The 16,983-nt window shown below is 74.2% G+C and carries 14 protein-coding genes and 1 pseudogene; 8 read left to right on the plus strand and 7 right to left on the minus strand.

Going from position 1 to position 16,983, the window contains the following annotated elements:
* Positions 1-845 (minus strand): annotated as a pseudogene (locus AB0I41_RS23145) (hypothetical protein); the annotation flags it as partial.
* Positions 846-1,339: 494 nt separating this feature from the next.
* Here AB0I41_RS23145 and pdhA point away from each other — a divergent pair.
* The 6 genes from pdhA (at position 1,340) to AB0I41_RS23175 (ending at position 10,478) form a co-directional block, all read left to right on the plus strand.
* Positions 1,340-2,518, plus strand: a complete 1,179-nt coding sequence (gene pdhA, locus AB0I41_RS23150) for a pyruvate dehydrogenase (acetyl-transferring) E1 component subunit alpha (protein WP_357111095.1) — start codon at positions 1,340-1,342, stop codon at positions 2,516-2,518.
* Positions 2,518-3,507 (plus strand): alpha-ketoacid dehydrogenase subunit beta, encoded by a 990-nt coding sequence (locus tag AB0I41_RS23155; RefSeq protein ID WP_357111098.1) that lies wholly within the window; start codon positions 2,518-2,520, stop codon positions 3,505-3,507. Before pdhA ends, AB0I41_RS23155 begins: the two co-directional genes overlap by 1 nt.
* A 5-nt stretch (positions 3,508-3,512) precedes the next feature.
* A complete protein-coding gene (locus AB0I41_RS23160) occupies positions 3,513-4,967 on the plus strand; it encodes a dihydrolipoamide acetyltransferase family protein (protein ID WP_357111250.1) in 1,455 nt (484 codons plus the stop codon).
* 219 nt (positions 4,968-5,186) lie between these two features.
* The gene (locus tag AB0I41_RS23165) at positions 5,187-5,324 is read left to right on the plus strand and encodes a hypothetical protein (RefSeq protein WP_172892449.1); all 138 of its coding nucleotides are present in this window, start codon (positions 5,187-5,189) and stop codon (positions 5,322-5,324) included.
* A 350-nt stretch (positions 5,325-5,674) separates the two neighbouring features.
* On the plus strand, positions 5,675-8,527 hold the full coding sequence (locus AB0I41_RS23170) for a hypothetical protein (RefSeq protein WP_357111103.1): 2,853 nt from the start codon (positions 5,675-5,677) through the stop codon (positions 8,525-8,527).
* A gap of 118 nt (positions 8,528-8,645) precedes the next feature.
* Positions 8,646-10,478, plus strand: a complete 1,833-nt coding sequence (locus AB0I41_RS23175; protein ID WP_357111106.1) for an NHL domain-containing thioredoxin family protein — start codon at positions 8,646-8,648, stop codon at positions 10,476-10,478.
* A gap of 34 nt (positions 10,479-10,512) precedes the next feature.
* Here AB0I41_RS23175 and AB0I41_RS23180 read toward each other — a convergent pair whose 3' ends face one another.
* The 4 genes from AB0I41_RS23180 to AB0I41_RS23195 are packed head-to-tail and all read right to left on the minus strand — an operon-like array spanning position 10,513 to position 12,907.
* On the minus strand, positions 10,513-10,668 hold the full coding sequence (locus tag AB0I41_RS23180) for a hypothetical protein (RefSeq protein ID WP_357111108.1): 156 nt from the start codon (positions 10,666-10,668) through the stop codon (positions 10,513-10,515).
* 49 nt (positions 10,669-10,717) lie between these two features.
* Positions 10,718-11,467, minus strand: coding sequence for a 5-oxoprolinase subunit PxpA (locus tag AB0I41_RS23185; protein WP_357111110.1), 750 nt, complete (start codon positions 11,465-11,467; stop codon positions 10,718-10,720).
* Positions 11,451-12,299, minus strand: a complete 849-nt coding sequence (locus AB0I41_RS23190) for a biotin-dependent carboxyltransferase family protein (RefSeq protein WP_357111112.1) — start codon at positions 12,297-12,299, stop codon at positions 11,451-11,453. The genes AB0I41_RS23185 and AB0I41_RS23190 overlap by 17 nt, the downstream gene beginning before the upstream one ends.
* A complete protein-coding gene (locus AB0I41_RS23195; protein ID WP_357111115.1) occupies positions 12,296-12,907 on the minus strand; it encodes an allophanate hydrolase subunit 1 in 612 nt (203 codons plus the stop codon). Before AB0I41_RS23195 ends, AB0I41_RS23190 begins: the two co-directional genes overlap by 4 nt.
* Before the next feature lie 107 nt (positions 12,908-13,014).
* Between AB0I41_RS23195 and AB0I41_RS23200 the strand changes: the two genes are divergently transcribed.
* Together AB0I41_RS23200 and AB0I41_RS23205 are read left to right on the plus strand one after the other, a co-directional pair.
* Positions 13,015-13,692 (plus strand): hemolysin III family protein, encoded by a 678-nt coding sequence (locus AB0I41_RS23200; RefSeq protein WP_357111117.1) that lies wholly within the window; start codon positions 13,015-13,017, stop codon positions 13,690-13,692.
* A 119-nt stretch (positions 13,693-13,811) separates the two neighbouring features.
* Positions 13,812-14,351: a histidine phosphatase family protein gene (locus AB0I41_RS23205; protein WP_357111119.1), complete on the plus strand. Its 540-nt coding sequence runs from the start codon at positions 13,812-13,814 to the stop codon at positions 14,349-14,351.
* Between the two features lie 69 nt (positions 14,352-14,420).
* On the opposite strand, the gene AB0I41_RS23210 is transcribed toward AB0I41_RS23205, so the two are convergent.
* Entirely contained in the window at positions 14,421-14,690 is a 270-nt protein-coding gene (locus tag AB0I41_RS23210) for a DUF6458 family protein (protein ID WP_067300694.1), read from the minus strand.
* Between the two features lie 296 nt (positions 14,691-14,986).
* Positions 14,987-16,843, minus strand: coding sequence for an acyl-CoA dehydrogenase (locus AB0I41_RS23215; protein WP_357111124.1), 1,857 nt, complete (start codon positions 16,841-16,843; stop codon positions 14,987-14,989).
* Positions 16,844-16,983: the final 140 nt, after the last annotated feature.

Here is a 16,983-nt window from a genome sequence, read left to right on the forward strand (position 1 = left end):
GGCGACGGCGGGCGGCCCGGCCGCGGGGCGGGCGGACGGGGACGCGGGCCGTCGGCAGGGTCCGGGGAGGTCTCGGTGGGGCGCGGTCGCGGCCCGGTGGCCGGCGAGGGGGCGGGTGGCGGGGTCCGGGTGGGGACCACGGTCGGCCGGGCCGTCGGGGCCACGGTCACGGTCGGCCCAGGCGTCGGCCCGGGCGTCGGCCCAGGCGTCGCGGTGGGGTCGGCGGTGGGGTCGGCGGTGGCGGTGGACTCCGCGCTGCCGGTGGGCGCCGGGTCCGGCGGCTCGGAGAGGGTGCTGCTCGGCTCGGCGGTCGGGGTGGGTCGCGGGGTCGGCGAGCCGGTCGGCGTGGGACGGGGAGCGGGCGGTGCGGCCGTCCGGCGCGGTACGGGCGGGGTGGTGCGGGCGGGTGGGGGCGGCGGCAGCGGACGGCGGGCCGGGCCGGGACCGGGCGCGGCCGGTGGCGCCGGCGCGGCCACGGGCAGCGGGGGCAGCGGCGGGCCCAGCGGGATCAGGCGGAGCGCGCCGGGCCCCGGCGCGGGGGTGGTCGCCGACAGCGCAGGCTGGCCGGTGGCGGGCAGCGGGACCACCACCGGACCATCGGAGGGGGTGGGCAGGAACGGGGTGCTGCCGTCGGGGAGCGCGCTGCTGCCGACGGTGGCCGAACCGGCGCTGAACGCGGCGAGGATCGGCATGGACGCCGTGCCGGCGAGCAGGGCGACGGTGAACAGGTAGCCCCGGTTGGGGCCGACCGACCCGGGGGCCCGGTGTACGCCGATCAGCCGGCGGTAGCCGCCACCGCCCCGGCCGAGCATCGGAGCGGGCGGACGGTCACCTGACTCGGACACCGGACACTCCCTTGTCGTCGGCCGCTGGCGTACGACATCGCCGGGCTTCCCAACCGGACATACACCCTTAAACTCCCCAGCGGGCACCAGGCCAGCCTGGACCAGTGACGCTCAGTTCACCAGGGATCACAGCGTGTCGACACACAGGTTGTCCGTCAGCATGAACCTTGCAAGCGACAAATACGTCGATGCGTCGTGAAGCAGACGGAACGGCACCGGCAGGGGAGGCCATACTGTGGGACCGCTCACCTCCTCTGCCATCATTCAGGCACGACGGCAACGCAGCCGGCCTCCGCGCACCCTGCGGCAGGTACGGTTCGGCGCCGGCGCTCCCGAACCGGGTTCCTCCCCGAATCCGGCTCACCGCCGCGCGGCAACCCTCACCGGGGCTAGGCGCGGCCGCCAGGAACCAGCCCGGCACCGGCCGGGCCGGCGCACGAGTTGCGCGGACGGGCCACCCCCGGCGCCGACGCAGACACGACAGGGAGAGACGGATGGCAAAGGGCGACCCCGGGGTCACCAGCCGCGGCCGGCGGGCCGCACCCCGGTCCAAGCGCACCGCCGCGGCGGGCGAGCCGGAACTCGTACAGCTGCTCACCCCGACCGGTGAGCGGATCGAGAGCGCGACCGGCCCGGACGGGACGGAATACCGCGTCGACTTCACCGACGAGGAGTACCGCGGGCTCTACCGCGACCTCGTGCTGGTCCGCAAGCTCGACGCCGAGGCCACCGCGTTGCAGCGCCAGGGCGAGCTGGGCCTGTGGGCCAGCCTGCTCGGCCAGGAGGCCGCCCAGGTCGGCTCCGGGCGCGCGCTGCGTACCCAGGACATGGCCTTCCCGACCTACCGGGAGCACGGCGTCCTCTACTGCCGGGGCATCGACCCGATCATGCCGCTCGGCCTGTTCCGCGGCGTCGACCAGGGCGGTTGGGACCCGAACGAGTTCAAGTTCAACATGTACACGATCGTGATCGGGGCGCAGACCCTGCACGCGACCGGGTACGCCATGGGTGTCGCCATGGACGGCAAGACCGGCACCGAGGACGGCGAGGCGGTGATCGCCTACTTCGGCGACGGCGCCACCAGCCAGGGCGACGTCAACGAGGCGTTCGTCTGGGCCAGCGTCTTCAACGCCCCGCTGGTCTTCTTCTGCCAGAACAACCAGTACGCCATCTCCGAGCCGCTGGAGCGGCAGACCCGCGTCCCGCTCTACCAGCGCGCGGGCGGCTTCGGCTTCCCCGGCGTCCGGGTGGACGGCAACGACGTGCTCGCCTCGTACGCGGTGACCCGGCACGCGCTCGACAACGCCCGGCTCGGCCAGGGCCCCAGCCTGATCGAGGCGTACACCTACCGGATGGGGGCGCACACCACCTCCGACGACCCGACCCGCTACCGGATCGCCAGTGAGGTCGAGGCCTGGCAGGCCAAGGACCCGATCGCCCGGATGAAGGCGTTCCTGGAGAAGCAGCAGATCGCCGACGCGGACTTCTTCGCCTCGGTCGACGAGCAGGCCCGCACCGAGTCGGTGCACCTGCGCGAGCGGGTGCTCGCCATGCCCGACCCGGAGCCGGTGACGATGTTCGACCACGTCTACCCCACCGGGTCACCCGAGCTCGACGAGCAGCGGGCGCAGTTCAGCAAGTACATGGAGTCGTTCGAGGGGAGCGCCCACTGATGGCCACGGAGACGCTCACCCTCGGCAAGGCCCTCAACACCGGTCTGCGCAGGGCTCTGGAGAACGACCCGAAGGTCGTCATCATGGGCGAGGACGTCGGCAAGCTCGGCGGCGTCTTCCGGATCACCGACGGGCTCCAGAAGGACTTCGGCGACCAGCGGGTGATCGACACCCCGCTGGCCGAGTCCGGCATCATCGGCACCGCGGTCGGCCTGGCCATCCGCGGCTTCCGCCCGGTCTGCGAGATCCAGTTCGACGGCTTCGTCTACCCCGCGTACGACCAGATCGTGTCGCAGGTGGCGAAGATGCACTACCGCTCGCAGGGCAAGGTCCGGATTCCGATGGTCATCCGGATCCCCTACGGCGGCGGCATCGGCGCGGTCGAGCACCACTCCGAGTCGCCGGAGGCGTACTTCGCCCACACCGCCGGCCTGAAGGTCGTGACCTGCGCCAACCCGCAGGACGCGTACTCGATGATCCAGCAGGCGATCGCCTCTGACGACCCGATCGTCTTCCTGGAGCCCAAGCGGCGCTACTGGGAGAAGGGCCCGGTCGAGCTGGAGGCCCCGCTCGCGGACGCGTACCCGCTGCACTCCGCCCGGGTCGCCCGGGCCGGCACCGACGCCACCGTGCTGGCGTACGGCCCGATGGTGCGGACGTGCCTGGACGCGGCGACCGCCGCCGCCGAGGACGGCCGGGAGCTGGAGGTCATCGACCTGCGCTCGCTCTCCCCGCTGGACCTGACCGCCGCGTACGAGTCGGTGAAGCGCACCGGTCGCTGCGTGGTCGTCCACGAGGCCCCGGGCAACCTGGGCCTGGGCTCGGAGATCGCCGCCCGGATCGCCGAGGAGTGCTTCTACTCCCTGGAGTCCCCGGTGCTGCGCGTCACCGGCTTCGACACCCCCTACCCGGCCAGCCGGGTGGAGGAGGAGTACCTGCCCGACCTCGACCGGGTGCTCGACGCCGTCGACCGCACCTTCGGCTGGTGAGCGGCATGTCACGGATCAAGGAGTTTAACCTCCCCGACCTGGGCGAGGGCCTGACCGAGGGCGAGATCCTCGCCTGGCTGGTCAAGGTGGGCGACGTCATCGAGCTGAACCAGCCGATCGTCGAGGTGGAGACGGCCAAGGCGGCCGTCGAGATCCCGGCGAAGTGGGCGGGCCAGGTGCAGGCGATCTTCCACCCGGAGGGGAGCACGGTCGAGGTCGGCACGCCGATCATCGCGATCGACACCGACCCGGGCGCGGGCCCGGTCGAGTCGACCACCAACCAGCCCGCCCCGTCGGCGGCCGCGCTGGCCGCGGTCGAGGTGGCCCCGGCCGAGGGCGCGGTCGAGCCCGGCCTGATCGGCGGTCCTGCCCCGGGTGGGCGTACCGCCGTGCTGGTCGGCTACGGCCCGCGTACCACCGCGGCGAAGCGGCGGCCACGGAAGGGCGCCGGCCCCGCCCAGGCGCCGGCCGCGCCGGCCCAGGCGGCCCCGGTCGCCCCGGCGCCGGTCTCGCCGGTCTCGCCGGTGTCGCCGGCCCCGGCGGCGAACGGCGCCGGGCAGGTCGGTGGGCTGGTGCTGGCCAAGCCGCCGGTACGCAAACTCGCCAAGGACCTCGGCGTCGACCTGTCCACGCTGACCGGCTCGGGCCCGCTGGGCTCGGTCACCCGCGAGGACGTCCAGCGGGCGGCGAGCGGCACCCCGGCGGCGGCCGAGCCGTTGACGGTGTCGGCCCGGGCCACGGCGGCCGTGAGCTTCGGCGCGGACCGCGAGCAGCGCATCCCGGTCAAGGGGGTACGCAAGCTCACCGCCGAGAACATGTCCCGCTCGGCGTTCACCGCCCCGCACGTGACGGAGTTCCTCACCGTCGACGTGACCCGGGCGATGAAGGCGCTGGACCGGCTGCGCGGCCGGCGGGAGTGGCGCGACGTTCGGGTCTCGCCGCTGCTGCTGGTCGCCAAGGCGGTGCTGCTGGCGGTCAGGCGCCACCCGATGGTCAACTCGACCTGGGCCGGCGAGGAGATCGTGGTCAAGGACTACGTCAACCTCGGCATCGCGGCGGCCACCGAGCGTGGCCTGATCGTGCCGAACATCAAGGACGCCGGCCGGCTGTCGCTGCGCGAGCTGGCGGACGCGATGACCGACCTGGTGCAGACGGCGAAGGCGGGGAAGACCTCGCCGGCGGACATGTCCGGCGGCACCATGACGATCACCAACGTCGGGGTGTTCGGGGTGGACACCGGTACGCCGATCCTGCCCCCGGGCGAGTCGGCGATCCTGGCCTTCGGCGCGGTCCGCGAGATGCCCTGGGTGCACAAGGGCAAGGTGAAGCCGCGTCAGGTCACCACGCTGGGCCTGTCGTTCGACCACCGGATCATCGACGGTGAGCTCGGCTCGAAGTTCCTCCGCGACATCGGGGACTTCCTGGCCGACCCGGAGGCGGCGCTGCTCGCCTGGACCTGACCGTCCGCGACACCAGCAACGGCCGGTGTGCCCAGGGTGAACGCCCGGCACACCGGCCGTTGCCATTGCACGACGAAAAGCACGGCTCCACCCCTTCTCGCACCTACGAATCTTAGGCAGGTGTCTCAGCTCACCTAATAATCGATGGACGTTGGCGGCGTCTTGCGCTTCAATAGAGACACCAGGGGCTGACAACCGAATAGCCGGAGGAGAGACACCATGAGCATGATCGAGCGCATCCGCACCCGCCGCGACGCCAACCGCCGCGCCCGCGCGATCGAGCACGCGCTTCGTTCCGCCAACTCGCCCGCGGTGCGCGATGAGATCCTCGCGATCGCCCAGCGTCACATGAGCTGACGCGGCACAGACCTTCCTCACCTCCTCCAGATCGATGACCCGCCCGGGGCGCCCCGGGCGGGTCATCGGCGTTCCCGGGCCGCCGAGACCGGGATTCCGCCTCGATCGGACGCCCGGTACGGTGGGGCACGGTCGCCACCCGCCGACCCGGGACGAGATCGAGCCTGATGAAAGCCGATCGCCACCGTCCGGCGACGCGGAGTGACGGCCCGGTGCTCCCCGGAGACCCCGCGCGGTCACCGGATACGGTGCGGAGAGCCCGCACGGCCGATCCGCGGGCGACACCGGCGAGCCCGCCGCCCACACCCGGACGGCATCGGCGGCCGACATGTGATGGAGGAGGCGCACCCATGACGTCCGAGGGCCAGCACCGCCCCGGCCAGGAGCCGGACCAGGTGCCGCCGGGCGCCGGTGGACCGGCGCCGTACGGCGACCGGCATCCGCAGCAGGACGCCGGGTACGGCGATCCCGCCGCCCCGGACCTGGGCTGGGCGCCACCACCACCCGCCGGCCGACCGGACCAGTCCGCCCCGGCCTGGGCCACGCAGGACCAGCCCCCGGCATGGGGCGCCGCGCAACCGCCACAGCAGGGCGAGCCGGCGCAGCCCGGCCAGTGGGCCACTCCATCGCAACCCGCCTGGGCCGCCCAGTCCGACCAGCCTGCCGCGTGGTCCGCCGCACCCGTCCCGGGCCAGCCCGCCGGGCAGGGCGAGCCGGCGCAGCCCGCCTGGGCGCAGCCCGAGCAGGCCGCCCCGGCATGGGCGCAGCCCGAGTCCGGTGTTCGCGGCGCCGCCCGGGTGCCGCAGCCGGCCGGGCAGCCGCAGGACGCCTGGTCCACCCCGGCCGACCCGGCCGGCTCGGGCGGGTGGAACGCCGGCGCCGGGCAGCAGGAACAGGCCCCGGCCGCCAACGGCTGGGGTGCCGCGCCGCACGACGAGCCGGCCCGCTCCGGCGGGTGGAACACCACGGCCCAGGACGACCCGGCCCAGTCGGGCGGCTGGAACGCCGGCGGGCAGCAGGAACCGGCCAACGGCTGGGGTGCCGAGGCGGCGTCGCAACAGGACGATCCGGCCCGCTCCGGCGGCTGGACCGCGGCGTCCCACCAGGACGACGCGCCCCGCTCCGCCGGCCGCGCCTCCGTGCCCGTGCCGCAGCAGCCGGAACCGGCCGCGCCCGCCTGGGGCCAGCCCGAGAACGGTGCGCGCACGGCCGCCCAGGTGCCGCCGGCGCCCGACGCCTGGTCCACCCAGGACGATGCCGCCCGCTCCGGCGGCTGGAACGCCACCCAGCCGGCCCAGGACGAGCCCGCCGGCCCGACCGGATGGAACGCCGCCGGGCAGAACGAGCCCGCCGGCCCGGGCGGGTGGAACACGGCGGCGCAGGACGACTCCGTCCACTCCGGGGGCTGGCGCACCGCGCCGCAGGAGGACGAGCGGTCGCCGCAGCCGTGGGACGCCGGCGCCGCGCAGACGTCGGGCCGCTGGGACGCCCGCGAGGAGCAGCAGTCCGGCGACGGCTGGGGCGCTGCCGCCCCGGCCCGGGACGACCAGCGGCCGGACCGGGACTGGCCCGCCGCCGAGGAGCCGGCGCGTACCGGCTCCTGGGGCGGGGCTGCCATGCCCGGGCCGGACGATCGGCCCGAGGTGGGCGGCTGGACGCCGCCCGAGCAGCCGCCCCGGGCGACCGCGTCGGTCGCGGTCCCCGACAATCCGCCCGCCTGGGGAGCGAACGCCGAGAACCCGCCGCAGTGGGCCGGCGCCGACCGTCCGGCCGTGCCGGACGCCGAGCCGTGGGCGGCCGAGGAGGCCTGGGGCCGCGCCGAGGCCGAGCCCGCGCAGCGGTCGACCGGGGACGCCTGGGAGCCCAAGCGCGCCGACGAGACGCCGATCTACCAGCCGGGGCCGGCCCCCGGCATCTCGCCGGCCAACGCGGTGCCCCTGCCGCCGCAGGAGCCGCGGGTGCCGGGCGCCAGCCTGGCCGCCACGCCGCCGGCCGACTACGTCCCGCCGGCCCAGTTCGGCGGGGCCGCCGACCAGTCGTCGTTCGAGCCGGCCGGCCGGGAGGGCGCGCCGCCGGCGTACGAGCCGGAACGGTCGGGCTGGGGCCCGGCCGAGGAGTCGCAGTCGCCCGCCGGACCGGTGGTGCCCGGGCCGCGTACCTCGCCGGAGGCCGGCGGCGCGGAGGCCGGCGCCACCGGTCGGGCGTCGGCGAGCGCGTCGGTACCGCTGGCCAGCCGGGTGATGCCCCCGATCGACCAGGCCGTGCCGCCGGGCGGCACGGGTGCCCCGCAGCCCCGGGTGTACGGCCGGCCGGCCCGCCCCGAGCCGGTGGACGAGCCGGTCGAGGAGTACGACGGTCAGCAGGCCCAGCAGGACTCCCCGCCGCGTTTCGACGACCAGCAGCGCTTCGACGAGCCGGACCGACTGTCCGGCTTCGGCGCCGAGGCCCCCTCGTCCGCCCCGCCCACCTCGCCCGCCGCGCCGCCGGCGTTCCCGGGTGCCATCCCGGCCTTCGCCGATCCGGCCCGCAACAACCGGCCGATGAACGGGAACCGCCCGCACGGCCCGACCGACCGACCGGCGGAGCCGTTCGGCGGTCCGCCCGCCGGCGGCCCGCCCGCCGGCGCGGTGCCCGGGTACGGCCACCCGGCCCACGACCCGGCCCACGGCGGCACCCCGTCGCCGTTCCCCCCGGCGGGGCCACCGTTCCCCCCGGCAGGGCAGCCCTTCCCCCCGGCAGGGCAGCCCTTCCCGCCTGCGGAGCAGTCCTTCCCGCCGGCCAACCAGCCCGGCCCCGGAGCCTGGCACCAGGACCCGGAGCCGGAGCAGGGACGCTTCGACACGTTCAAGCCGGACGCGGAGCCGAAGGCCGAGCAGCCGGTGCCGAAGGTCCGCAACGGCCGGGTGCTGGCCATCGTGCTGATCGCGGCGGTGCTGATCCTCGCCATTCCGCTCGGCCTGCTCAGCCTGCTCGGCAAGATCGGCGCCGACGACAAGCCGGCCCAGTTCAGCCCGGCCGTCGGCTCCTGCGTGAAGCAGTCGGGCAACGGCGCGACCGCGGCAAACTGCGGCGAGCAGGGCGCGTTCACGGTGGTCTCCAAGGTCGACGCGAAGGACAAGTGCGCCGACCCGGCCCAGCCGCACGTTGTGCTGCCGGGCAGCGGCGCCGACCGGGTGCTCTGCCTCAAGCCGGCCGCCGAGTAGCACTTTCCGACGGCGGGGCCACGGTGATCCGTGGCCCCGCCGTCGTACCCGCCCGATGTGATCGACCACGCTCGGGGGCACGCCCGGCCAGCGGTCCGGCGTCCGGCAGACTGGGGCCATGAGCGCACGCGTACGGGCCCCTGAGCTGCGCGGTCGGGGCTGGCTGAACACCGGTGGGCGGGAGCTGAAGCTCGCCGACCTGCGCGGCAGGATCGTCTTGTTGGATTTTTGGACCTTCTGCTGCATCAACTGCCTGCACGTGCTCGACGAGTTGCGTCCGCTGGAGGAGAAGTACGCCGACGTGCTCGTCGTGATCGGCGTGCACTCGCCGAAGTTCGAGCACGAGAAGGACCCGGACGCGCTGGCCGCCGCCGTCGAGCGGTACGGGGTGCATCACCCGGTGCTCGACGACCCCGAGCTGGACATGTGGGGGCAGTACGCGGCGAAGGCCTGGCCGACCCTGGCCGTGGTCGACCCGGAGGGCTACGTGGTGGCCACCATGGCCGGCGAGGGTCACGCCGAGGGGCTGGCCCGACTGGTCGACGACCTGGTCGCCACCCACACGGCGAAGGGCACCCTGCACCGGGGCGACGGCCCGTACGTCCCGCCGGCAGAGCCGGAGACCACGCTGCGCTTCCCCGGCAAGGCGGTGGTGCTCGACGGCGGCAACCTGCTGGTCTCCGACTCGGCGCGGCATTCCCTGGCGGAGCTGGCCCCCGACGGCGAGAAGCTGGTCCGCCGGATCGGCTCCGGCGAGCGGGGCCGGACCGACGGTCCGGCGGGCACGGCCAGCTTCGCCGAGCCGCAGGGGCTCTGCCTGCTCCCCGCGCACGCCGCCGAGGTGGCCGGCTACGACCTGGTCGTCGCGGACACCGTCAACCATCTGCTGCGTGGCGTACGGCTGGCGACCGGCGAGGTGGTGACGGTCGCCGGCACGGGCCGGCAGTGGCGGTCCTCGGTCGACTACCACGCGCACGACGCGCGCTCGGTCGACCTCTCCTCCCCCTGGGACCTGGCCTGGTACGACAACCGCGTGATCATCGCGATGGCCGGCATCCACCAGCTCTGGTGGTTCGACCCGGTGAAGCGGACCGCCGGCGTGTACGCCGGCACGACGGTGGAGGCGCTGCGCGACGGCCCGCTGGCCGAGGCGTGGATGGCGCAGCCCTCCGGGCTCTCCGTCTCGGCCGACGGCAGCCGGCTCTGGATCGCCGACAGCGAGACCAGCGCGATCCGGTACGTCGAGAGCGGCGTCATGGGCACGGCCGTCGGGCAGGGCCTCTTCGACTTCGGGCACGTGGACGGCCCGGCCGATCGGGCGCTGCTCCAGCATCCGCTCGGAGTGTGCGCGCTGCCGGACGGCTCGGTGCTGATCGCCGACACCTACAACGGCGCGGTCCGTCGCTTCGACCCGGAGACGGACCGGGTCTCCACGGTGGCCGACGGCCTCGCCGAGCCGAGCGACCTGGTGCTCACCGTCGAGGGCGACGTGCTGGTGGTCGAGTCCGCCGCGCACCGGCTGACCCGGCTGGCGCCGGGCGCGCTCTCCGCCGCCGGTGCGAGCACGGTGGACGGGCCCCGGCACCGCACCGAGCGGAAGCCGACGGACCTGGCGGCCGGCGAGGTGACCCTGGACGTGATCTTCACGCCGGCGCCGGGCCAGAAGCTGGACGAGACGTACGGCCCGTCGACCCGCCTGGTGGTCTCGGCGTCGCCGCCGGAGCTGCTGGTCGAGGGGGCCGGCACCACCACCGACCTGTCCCGACGGTTGGTGATCGACGGCGCCGTGGCCGGTGGGGTGCTCCAGGTGACCGCCCAGGCCGCGACCTGCGACGCGGACGCCGAGCACGCCGCCTGCCACCTGACCCGGCAGGACTGGGGCGTACCGGTGCGGGTGGTCGACGGCGGCGCGGCGCGGCTGCCGCTGGTGTTGCGCGGCCTGGACGCCTGACCGGGCCGGGTGGCCCGGCCGCCCGCGCCGGCGGTCACCGGAGCGTGCAGGGCCCGACCGTCCCGGTGCCGACCCGGACGGCGAGGGTGCCGAAGTCGGTGCGGCCGCCGACCGTCCGGTAGTTCGGCTGGAGCACCAGCGTCCATCCGTCCCGCAGCAAGTCGGCGAACTCCGTCCGTTCTCGCTGCACGTCCCGTTCACGCCCGACGGGGGCTGTTTCGTTTACCTGGAACGCGAACTCAGACGAAGGGTTTCGGGGTGACTCCCGCGTCGAGCAGCGCGGCCCGCGTCAGCGCCGCCGAGGCGACCGCGCCCGGGGTGTCGCCGTGCAGGCAGATCGAGCCGACCGGGCACGGGATGACGTTGCCGTCGATCGCGACGACGGTGTGCTCGGTGGCCATCCGCACCGCCCGGGCGGCCACCTCCTCCGGGTCGGTGACCAGCGCGCCGAGTGCGGTGCGCGGCACCAGCGCGCCGTTGGGCAGGTAGCCCCGGTCGGCGAAGCCCTCGGCGACCACCCGCAGGCCGGCGCCGACCGCGAGCTGGGCGAGTTTCGTGCCGGGCGCGCAGAGGATCGGCAGCTGGTCGTCGTACCCGCTGACGGCGGCGACCAGGGCGGCGGCCTGCGCCTCCTCGACGGCCGCCGCGTGGTAGAGCGCGCCGTGCGGCTTGAGGTAACGGACCCGGGTGCGGAACAGCCGGCAGAACGCGTCCAGGGCGCCGAGCTGGTAGGTGACCTCGTCACGCAGCTCGGTGAAGGCGTACTCGATGCGCCGGCGGCCGAAGCCGGCGAGGTCGCGGTAGCCGACCTGGGCGCCGACCGCCACGCCGCGCTCGGCCGCTGCGGCGCAGACCCGCCGCATGGTCGACGGGTCACCGCCGTGGAAGCCGCAGGCGACGTTGGCCGAGGTGACCAGGTCCAGCAGCGCGTCGTCGTCGCCGAGCCGCCAGATGCCGAATCCCTCGCCGAGGTCAGCGTTGAGGTCCATGGAACGTCACCGTAGTCCCTGGCCGGGCCTGCGCGAGCGCGGTCACGTCGTCCACCACCCCGATGACGGGATACCCGCCGGTGGTGGGATGGTCGGCCAGGAAGACCAGCGGCTGGCCGTCGGCCGGCACCTGCACCGCGCCGAGCACGATGCCCTCGCTGGGCAGTTCCCCGGCCAACGCGCGGGGCAGCGGCGCGCCGGCCAGTCGCACGCCGACCCGGTCGCCCATCGGACTGACCGTGTACGGGGTGCCGAGCAGCCGGTCGAGCGCGGCCGGGGTGAACCAGTCGGCGCGCGGCCCGGGCCGCAGTGCCAGCCGCAGCTCGCCGGCCGGCGGCCGACCGACGGTGACGTCGACCGGCGCCGGCGGCCCGGGCCACGGGCCGAGCGGGAGCCGGTCGCCGTCGCGTACCGGGGGTGGGCCGAGGCCGGAGAGGGTGTCGGTGGCGCGGCTGCCGAGCACCGGCTCGACCGCGATCCCGCCGCTGGCCGCGAGCCAGTTGCGCAGCCCGTCCCGGGGTGGTCCGATCCGCAGCACCGCGCCGGCCGGCACCGCGAGCGGCCGGCCCACGTCGCCGGGGCGAGGGCCGACCCGGACGTCGGCGTCGGCCCCGGTCACCGCGACCGTGGCGGCCGTGGTCAGCCGCAGCTCGCAGCCGGTCAGGGTGATCTCCAGGCCGGCGGCGGAGGGCGGGTTGCCCACCAGGCGGTTGGCCAGGGCCAGCGCCGCCGGGTCGAGCGCCCCCGACCGGGGTACGCCGAGATGCGCGTACCCGGGTCGGCCGAGGTCCTGGACGGTGGTGAGGGGGCCGGCGCGGCGTACCTCGATCACGCGGCTACCAGCCGGACCCGGGTGCCCGGGGTGAGCCGGGCCGGCGGGTCGGCGTGCACGTCGAACAGGGTCAGGTCGGTGCGCCCGACCAGCAGCCACCCGCCCGGCGAGGCGGTCGGGTAGATCCCCGCGTACGGCCCGGCGAGCGCCACCGACCCGGCCGGTACCCGGGTACGCGGGCTGGGCAGCCGGGGCACGGCCCACTCCGGCGGCAGCCCGGTCAGGTACGCGAATCCGGGCGCGAACCCGCAGAACGCCACCCGGAATTCGGTGTCCCGCAACCGCCGCACCACCTCGGGCACGCCCACGCCCCACTGGCGGGCGACGACGGGCAGGTCCTCCCCGTCGTACCCGGTGGGGACCTCGACCTGGGCGGTGGCGGCCGTCGCGGCGGCCGTTCGGGGCGTCCACCCGGCGATCCGGGCGGCGGCGGCAGCCGGGTCCGGTACACCGTCGAGCAGGACCGTCGCCGCGGCCGGGACGATCTCGACGGCGCTCAGCTCGCCGGTGTCGCGGCGGCGCCACAGCTCGGCCCGCCACGCCTCCACCTGGCCGGGTTCGTCGCAGTCCAGCAGGAGGGCGTGCCGGCCGACGGGTCGGATCCGCATCCCGCCATACTCCCCGATCGATCCGGCGGCCAGGGCCGGTGGGACTGACAAGACAGTGACCGGCGGCACTACCTGCAAGTAACCTACGGTGCCGTAACCTGTATCCCGTGACCACCTCCGCACCGCTCCGGCTCAAGCCGGTCGACATCGGGAAGCCCCGGATGCGCGGCTGGCTGCACACCTACGCGTTCTTCGTCGCGCTCGTCTGCGGCATCGTCCTCTGCGCCGTCGCGGCCACCCGCCCGGGTTGGGCGCCCCTGGTGAGCTGCCTGATCTACAGCCTGACCGTCTGCGGGCTCTTCGGCACCAGCGCCCTCTACCACCGCCGGGTGTGGTCGGAGCGGGGCTACCAGATCATGCGCCGGCTGGACCATTCGATGATCTTCGTGTTCATCGCCGGCACCTACACGCCGTTCTGCGCGCTGCTGCTCGACCGCCGGACGGCCACCATCATGCTCGGCCTGGTCTGGGGCGGGGCGCTGGCCGGCGTGGCACTGAAGCTGGTCTGGCCACACGCGCCCCGCTGGGTCTCCGCGCCGCTCTACCTGGCGCTCGGCTGGGTCTCGGTGGCGATGCTGCCGCAGATCCTGCGGCAGGGCGGGGTGACCGCGCTGGTCCTGCTCGCGGTCGGCGGGGCGATCTACAGCGTCGGCGCGGTCTTCTACGCGCTGCGCCGGCCGAACCCGTGGCCCACCGTCTTCGGCCACCACGAGTTCTTCCACGCCTGCACCCTGCTCGCGGCGATCTGCCACCACATCGCCATCTACTTCGCGCTCTTCGCCTGACCCCGGGTTCCCGGCCTGCCCCGGCCGGACCCGGTGCGGGAGCCCGCACCCATCGGTGAGCGAGCGGCACACATCGACTTACCCAGGCGCTCCGACCGTCAATCAGGCAAGCTGTGCGCATGACGGACGGCAGAGCCGAGGAACGGACACTGGTGCTGCTCCGGCACGCCAAGGCCGAACAACCCGACGGGGACGCCCCGGACGTCGAACGCCGGTTGACCGCGCGCGGGCACGCCGACGCGGCCGCCGCCGGAGCCTGGCTGGCCCGGCACGGCCTGCTGCCCGAGGTGGTGCTCTGCTCGGCGTCCAGGCGTACCCGCCAGACCTGGCACGACGTGGCGATGGGCATGACGGGCTCCCCGCCGGAAGGGGGGCCGACGGGGCCGTCACCCGTGGTGCGCTACGAGGCGACCGCGTACGAGGCGCACCCGCAGGAGCTGCTCGCCCTGGTCCGGGCCGCCGAGCCGGCGGCCCGCACGGTGCTGCTGATCGCCCACAATCCCGGCATCTCGCTGCTGTCGGCGCTGCTCGACCCGGAACGGGCGGATCCCGAAGGGCTGCGGACCACCGAACTGGTGGTGCACCGGACCGCGACGGCCTGGGCGGAGCTGGCACCGGGCGGCGCGGGGATCGTGGACCGCCACACCGCCCGGGGCTGAGCCCGCAGTTCGGCGCGCCCGGCTCGCACCCGGCCGGGATCCTGATCGGCCCGGCGCCGGAGGAGCGGATCAGGACGGCGGTGCGGTGGGCGGCGGCGGGTCGGGCGGCGGCGGCATCATCGCGGTCGGATGGGAGAGCCGGTTCTCTTCCACGATCAGCGTGCGAGCCCGCTTGCGCCGGTCCTGCCAGAACCAGAGCGTGGTGAGCAGGACGGCCAGTCCGGCGAGGATGAACACCCAACCGACCGCGCGCAGGTCGATCCACCAGACGTTGGCCCGGATGGCGAAGGTCATGATCGCGCCCAGCGCGATGAGAAAGATTCCACTACCAATGCCCATGTGCGCTGCACTCCCCTGTGCGATGGCTTCTGGGCGTGCCCTGACGTGGTCCGCGACGGTTACCCGCCAACCTGGCCGCCTACCGGGCCGGGCTCCGCGAATCCCGGCCCGGCCCGGCACCGCCCCGCCCCTGCGGACACGTCGCAGACCGCGCAGGGCGGCAAGGACCGGGACACCGCGACCCGGCGCAAGCCGGGCTGGGCGAGCGGGTCCGGGGACGACGGCGGCGGCCGGCGAGCACGGGCTCGCCGGCCGCCGTCGTCAGGGTCGAACCGGGCTCATCACCCCGAAGGGGATCAGAACGCCTCCTCCGGGAGGTCCATGACCTCCAGGTCGGCACCCTCGATGATCCGTCGGTCGGCGCCGATACGGGGCAGCACCTCGCGGGCGAAGAACCGGGCGGCGGCCACCTTGCCGGTGTAGAACGCCTTGTCGGCGGCGGAGACCTCGCCGGACAGGGCGCGCAGGGCCACGTCCGCCTGCTTCTGGAGCAGCCAGCCGACGACCAGGTCGCCGATGGCCAGCAGGAAGCGGCGGCTGCCCAGGCCGACCTTGTAGAGGCTCCGGGCGTCGCCGCCCTGCGCCTCGCCGAGCCAGCCGGTCATCACGCCGAGGATGTTCTGGATCTCGGCGAGCGCCTTGCCGAGCGCCTGCCGCTCCTCCTTGAGTTGGCCGTTGCCGGCCTCGGTGGCGATGAACTCCTGGATCTCGCCGGCGACCGCCATCAGGGCCTTGCCGTTGTCCCGGATGATCTTCCGGAAGATCAGGTCGAGGCTCTGAATCGCGGTGGTGCCCTCGTACAAGGTGTCGATCTTGGCGTCCCGGACGTACTGCTCCAGCGGGTAGTCCTGCAGGAAGCCGGAGCCGCCGAAAGTCTGCAGCGCCTCGTGGCCGAGCAGCTCGTACGCCCGCTCCGAGCCGACGCCCTTGACCAGCGGGAGGAGCAGGTCGTTGACCCGCTTGGCCAGCTTGGTGGCCTTCTCGTCGCCGGCCGCCTCGGCGATGGCGACCTTGTCCTGCCAGCTGGCGGTGTAGCAGACCAGCGCGCGCAGGCCCTCGGCGTACGACTTCTGCAGCAGCAGCGAGCGGCGCACGTCCGGGTGGTGGGTGATGGTCACCCGCGGCGCGGTCTTGTCGGTCTGCTGGACCAGGTCGGCGCCCTGCACCCGGTTCTTGGCGTACTCGAGGGCGTTCAGGTAGCCGGTGGAGAGGGTGGCGATCGCCTTGGTGCCGACCATCATCCGGGCGTACTCGATGATCATGAACATCTGCCGGATGCCGTCGTGCTTCTCGCCCAGCAGCCAACCCCTGGCCGGCACGCCGTGCTCGCCGAAGGTCACCTCGCAGGTGTTGGAGACCTTCAGGCCCATCTTGTGCTCGACGTTGGTGGCGAAGACACCGTTGCGCTCGCCCAGCTCGCCGGTGTTCTCATCGAAGTGGTACTTCGGCACCACGAAGAGCGACAGACCCTTGGTGCCCGGGCCACCGACGCCCTCGACGCCGACCGGACGGGCCAGTACGTAGTGGACGATGTTGTCACTCAGGTCGTGCTCACCGGAGGTGATGAAGCGCTTGACGCCCTCGATGTGCCAGGAGCCGTCCGGCTGCGGGATCGCGCGGGTCCGGCCGGCGCCCACGTCCGAGCCGGCGTCCGGCTCGGTGAGCACCATGGTGGAGCCCCACTGCTTGTCGATGAAGAGCCGCGCCCACTTCTTCTGCTGCTCGGTGCCCTCGACGTGCAGCACGTGCGCGAAGGACGGGCCGGAGGCGTACATCCAGATCGGGGCGTTGGCGCCGAGCACCAGCTCGGCGAGAGACCACCAGAGGGCGCGCGGGGCGGTGGTGCCACCCAGAGCCTCGGGAAGGTCCAGCCGCCAGAACTCGGCGTCCATGAACGCCTGGTACGACTTCTTGAACGACTCCGGCAGCGGCGCGGTGTGCGTGGACGGGTCGAAGACCGGCGGGTTGCGGTCGCTGTCCAGGTAGCTGGCCGCGAGATCCTCGCGGGCCAGGCGGTCGACCTCGGAGAGGAAGCTGCGGGCGGTGTCGACGTCCAGGTCCGTGTACGGCTCCTGGCCGAACGTCCGGTCCGCCCCGAAGACCTCGAACAGGTTGAACTCGAGGTCCCGAAGGTTGCTCTTGTAGTGGGTCATGCTCGCTGGCCCCGCTTCCGGACAGGTATTACCGATCAGTAACCCCGACTGTATTACTCACCGGTAGCCAGCGACAAGCCGATCTCGGAAGTGACGGCGATTACACACCTGTGGTTCAGCTCCCGTTCGGGCGCGTCCAA

The sequence above is a fragment of the Micromonospora sp. NPDC050200 genome (assembly GCF_040656135.1).
Lineage (GTDB): Bacteria > Actinomycetota > Actinomycetes > Mycobacteriales > Micromonosporaceae > Micromonospora.